This window comes from Mesorhizobium sp. M5C.F.Ca.IN.020.32.2.1, from assembly GCF_004023105.1.
In the GTDB taxonomy this organism is placed as follows: Bacteria; Pseudomonadota; Alphaproteobacteria; order Rhizobiales; family Rhizobiaceae; genus Mesorhizobium; species Mesorhizobium wenxiniae.
Genome location: NZ_RZSX01000475.1, coordinates 1 through 4,971, shown reverse-complemented (window position 1 = coordinate 4,971; position 4,971 = coordinate 1). Strand labels below are relative to the sequence as shown.

Below are 4,971 nucleotides of genomic sequence, written 5' to 3'. Positions count from 1 at the left end.
GTCAAGGTCTTTGGCGAACAGTCGCAAGCGCGGTTTATCATGCGACTGGCAGGTGTATCCGCGATCTGCCGATCAGAATAGAGGATTTAATAGTATAATTTTCTCCGGTAACGGATTGAAAATCCAGAGATAACACTGTTTCGTTCCGACCTGTCCTCCCAGAATGATGTGCATGGCCGATCCCTTCGCTCCCTATTCCTCCGGGGCGGTGGCAGGAGCCGTATAACGGCGACGTACTGCATCCAGAACGTGCTTGCGGCTTTCCTGCGCCGAGAGCATTTCGTCTTTTTCTGCCTCGGCGGTTTCGCGCGCCAGCTCCTTGTCCCTGATCTGATGGCGAAACCATTCGGAATAGTCGCCGGCACGCAGGTGATGCTCCCAGGTCGCGTCGTCGATGCCTTCTGCAATCTGAGCGAAGATCATCAGGTTGTGGGCCCGAAGATTCATGGCGTTGTCGGGACCTCTGAAATAGAAGCTGCCGGCCTCGTCGAGTTGACCTTCCGCATATTTGCGGCTGTGACGCTTGAGCGACTGGCGCGGCTCGATCGCTTTGACCATGGCAATTTTCTTGCGGGCTTGCGGCCGCCAGAACAGCACGCGCTCGCCTTTTGGCGAGGGAATATCCTTTGGCGGCTTGATATCCGTCTCATGACAAAAGGCCTTGATGACATTCTTGGCCTTGGGACCGAGCGCAATGACGGCAGTGACCAGACGCAGGGCATCGGTCGAAATCGCTTCCGGATGAACGGTGATCAGGACAGTGCCAGGTAATTCCAACGACAGGACGGCGCGCGTGTCGTCGCGCTTCTTGGGGAGAAGATGATGCGCCTCGTCGACGACTAGCCAGTGTGGCCTCGCTGTACGGAAGCGGAAACTGCCAAGGCCGGGAAGCAGATCGGCAAAGAAGTCCGGTCGCTCATTGACCCGCAACGCTAGCCCATTGACGACCACACTGGTGTCCGGCTTCTCGATCAGGTCGAGCACTTGTGCCTTTGTCGGTTCGCTCGAGCCATCGCCTATCCGGACGGCGCCTTCGAGGCCATCATAGTCGCCTTCCGGATCGAAAATGCAGAACTGAAAGCCGTTCTCGACGAAGCGTTCCGTCAGCGCGGTGGCCAAGGTGGATTTGCCGATGCCGGAGCTTCCGGCGATCAGAACCGTGTCGGTCGGCGTCAGATAGACTTCGTCGCCGCCGGCCGAGCCGAGAAGGATGCCGTCACGGCGTTTTCGGACAAATTCCCGATCGCGCTTTACCAGTTTTTCGATCAGCTCCTCGACGCCTTTTCCACGCGCGCCGCGCGTTACAAGGTCCGCGGTATCCTTGACCGCCGCAAGTGCATTGTCGACAGCGACGCTGCAGCCGCAGGCCTGCAGGAAGGCATGATCGTTTTCAGCATCGCCAATACCGACCACATTGTGTGGCGACAGCCTGAGGTCCTCAAGTGCGGCGGCCAGCCCGGTTGCTTTGTTAATGCCGCTGGGCAGGATCATCACCGCGCCCTTGTTGAAGATGATTTCCAGCTCCAGCCCGAGTTCCTTGATGACCTCAAGAACTGTTGCCTGGTGTGGTTCCCAGGTCGCAACGATCGACCGTCCGACTGAAAGCGGCTTGACGCCGTGTTTCTTCAGCTTGTCGACGAACTTGGGCGCCGGTGCCGGTGAGATCGCACGTTCTTCCTCGCTGGCAGGCGTGTAAATCAACGCCCCATTTTCGGCGACGACCTTGTCGAACACGCCGAGCTCGGGAAAAACGCGCTTGAGATCGGGCAGCTCGCGGCCCGTGCCGAGGATGAGTTTGCGGCCACTTTTCTTGACCCGTTCGAGAGCAGCAAGCGTCTTTTCAGCTACGATCCCATCGTGCGCCAGCGTGCCGTCATAGTCTGTCGCCAAGGCAATGAAATACATCTGTCGACCATTTCATATCTGAGATCGCCGCTACCATCGTCACAGGCGAGAGGTCGCACGACGATCGAGCTGAGCGGGCGACAGGCACTCAGTAGCCGCCGATGATCGGCAATATCTCGCCAGTGATGTAGCTCGAGCAATGCGGTGAGGCGAGGAATACATAGGCCGGCGCGATCTCCTCCGGTTGTGCGGGCCGTTTCATCGGCGTGTCTGCGCCGAACTTCGAAACGTCACCGGCTTGTTTGTCAGACGGGTTGAGCGGCGTCCACACGGGGCCCGGCGCCACGCAGTTCACCCGAATTCCCTTTTCGATAAGATTGCCCGAGAGCGCGCGCGTGAAGGCATGAATGCCGCCCTTGGTCATTGAATAGTCGACCAGTTGCTTCGAGCCCTCTATGCCGGTTACGGAGCCGCTGTTGATGATCGCCGAACCGGGCTTCATATGCGGCACGGCCTCCTGCGCCATATGGAAATAACCGTAGAGGTTGGTCTTCAGCGTCGTGTCGAAATGCTCTTCGGTCAGCTCGCTGAAGTCGCTGGAATGGATCTGGAAAGCGGCGTTGTTGACCAGCACGTCGATCCGGCCAAATTCCTTTACCACCTCAGCCACCGCGTTGTGGCAGTGGTCGCGTTCGCTGACGTCGGCCTTGACCAGCATGCAGCGCCGGCCTTCGGCTTCGACGGCCCTCTTCGTCTCTTCGGCGTCCTTATCCTCGGACAGATAGACGATCGCAACATCGGCGCCTTCGCGCGCATAGAGCACGGCCACGGCTCGGCCGATGCCTGAATCGCCGCCTGTGATTACGGCTACTTTGCCATCTAGTTTTTTTGATCCGATATAGAATGGCGCATCATAGAGCGGCGCCGGCTCAATGGCCCATTCGTGCCCCGGCTTCGGCTGGTGCTGTTCAGGAAAGGGCGGCTCGGGATATTTGCGTGCTCCGGCCTGCATGGCGCCTTGCTGCTTGCCGTCCTTCGATTTGTCCTTGGCATCGATGCCGCGCTGGATGTGGCGTTGCTTGGCGGCCTCGCCGGCGATTTCCGATTTCATCTGCATGGCTGTCTCCTTAGCTTGGAAAAGGGACAACGCATGTCCGGCGAAAAAGTTTACGCGACGGTGTCATTCCTTCAGCAGCGAATCCAAACGCCAGGAAATCGACGGCGCGCACTGCCCAACTGGCAACGAATGACGCGGCCGGACGTTGGGCACAAGCGGGTCCGAGAAACTGAAGGCGCGCTAGCCAGGCAGATGGTATTCCGAGCTGGTGACCTGAAGATTTCCCGCCGCTCGGCAGTACAGGCTATTTTGTCACCGGATCGCGCCAGGGGAGAGGAAAATGGCTGAAGGTCATGTCAAACCAAACGGGCCGGATCTGGTCGAGGGCATCGCGCTAACCGACCTTCCCGATGGTGGAAAGATCCTCGGCCATTGCCGCGATGAGCAGGTGCTGCTGGTGCGCCGCGGGGCGGAGGTCTTCGCCATAGGGGCGACATGCACACATTATGGCGGGCCGCTCGCTGACGGTCTTGTGGTGGAAGACACCGTCCGGTGTCCCTGGCATCACGCGTGGTTCGATTTGCGTACAGGCGAGGCCCTGCGCCCCCCTGCTTTTAATCCACTCGCTTGCTGGTCGGTGGAACAACGCGATGATCGGATATTCGTCGGAGAAAAACGTAAACGGACGGCACCGAAGCAGCGCAATGGAAGCTCCGGCCAGGTTCCGCAGAGAATCGTCATTGTCGGTGGCGGCGCGGCCGGTTTCGCGGCGGCAGAGAAACTGCGGCGCGAACACTATCAGGGCAGCATTGTCATGCTCAGCAACGACGAAGCGCCGCCCGTTGATCGGCCCAATCTTTCCAAGGACTACCTCGCCGGCAAAGCACCGGAGGATTGGATTCCGCTCCGCCGAGAAAGCTTCTACTCAAGGAACGATATTGACCTGCGCCTCAATGCGAACGCCGCCAGCATCGATGCGCGTTCTGGCGAAGTTGTACTCGCGGACGGGGCCCGGACTCCTTACGATAGGCTACTCCTTGCGACCGGAGCCGAACCGGTTCGCCTGACCATACAAGGCGCCGACCAACCACACGTTCACACGCTGCGCTCGTTCGCAGACTGCAAGGCGATCATCGAGCGAGCCACGACTGCCCGCCGGGCCGTCGTGCTTGGCGCCAGTTTCATTGGCCTAGAAGTTGCCGCGGCCCTGCGCTCGCGCGATATCGAAGTTCATGTCGTGGCGCCGGAAAAACGGCCTATGGAACGCGTCCTGGGTCCGCAAATGGGCGACTTCATCCGCGCCCTCCATGAGGAGAATGGTGTCGTATTCCATCTCGAGGACACCGCAAGTAGCATCGACGGCAACAAGGTGAAACTCAGCAGTGGCGATATGTTGGCGGCGGATTTCGTCGTCGCCGGCATCGGCGTGCGACCGCGGACAGGGCTTGCCGAAACGGCGGGGCTCATCCTTGACCGCGGTGTCGTCGTGAACGCCTTTTTGGAGACGAGCGCACCAGGGATCTTCGCGGCCGGCGACATTGCGCGGTGGCCAGATCCGCACAGTGGCGAGAACATTCGGGTCGAGCATTGGGTGGTCGCAGAGAGGCAGGGGCGAACCGCGGCCCTTAACATGCTCGGCTATCGCGAGAAATTCGTCGCCGTGCCGTTCTTCTGGAGCCAGCATTACGACGTTCCCATCAACTACGTCGGCCATGCCGCGCAATGGGACGAGATCGAGGTCGATGGAGACATCATTGCCAAGGATTGCCTGCTCCGCTTCAAGCGCGAAGGGCGCGCGCTGGCTGTCGCTTCGATCTTCCGCGACATCGAAAGTCTAGGGGCCGAGGTGCAAATGGAGCGCCGGATGACCTAGCAAGGCGGGCGCTGTACGGCCGGTTCAGCCCGCGCAATCAGTCTCGGCGCGCAATGATCCAATCGGTTGCCGCCGCGAGATCGGCGACGGTAGCGGTCGGCTGCGGATCAAACCGTTTCTCATCGCCCTGCCGGTATTTGCCTGTCCGCACCAGCAATGCGCCCGAAAGTCCGGCGCGCAGGGCGCCAGCTATATC

4 protein-coding genes are annotated in these 4,971 nt (G+C 60.0%); 1 reads left to right on the top strand and 3 read right to left on the bottom strand.

Translation table 11 applies throughout. The annotated features are described in order from the left end of the window. Nucleotides 1–192: 192 nt before the first annotated feature. Complete coding sequence (locus tag EOA86_RS22095; RefSeq protein WP_128343568.1) at nucleotides 193–1,905, bottom strand: HAD family hydrolase; 1,713 nt, start codon at nucleotides 1,903–1,905, stop codon at nucleotides 193–195. Nucleotides 1,906–1,993: 88 nt separating this feature from the next. Then, a complete protein-coding gene (locus EOA86_RS22090) occupies nucleotides 1,994–2,962 on the bottom strand; it encodes an SDR family oxidoreductase (protein ID WP_029356336.1) in 969 nt (322 codons plus the stop codon). A gap of 280 nt (nucleotides 2,963–3,242) precedes the next feature. On the opposite strand from EOA86_RS22090, the gene EOA86_RS22085 reads away from it, so the two are divergent. Further along, nucleotides 3,243–4,775 carry an FAD-dependent oxidoreductase gene (locus EOA86_RS22085; protein WP_128343566.1) on the top strand — a complete coding sequence of 511 codons (1,533 nt, stop codon included), beginning with the start codon at nucleotides 3,243–3,245 and terminating at the stop codon, nucleotides 4,773–4,775. Between the two features lie 37 nt (nucleotides 4,776–4,812). Here EOA86_RS22085 and EOA86_RS22080 read toward each other — a convergent pair whose 3' ends face one another. Next, entirely contained in the window at nucleotides 4,813–4,968 is a 156-nt protein-coding gene (locus EOA86_RS22080; protein ID WP_281035683.1) for an HAD hydrolase-like protein, read from the bottom strand. Nucleotides 4,969–4,971 lie beyond the last annotated feature (3 nt).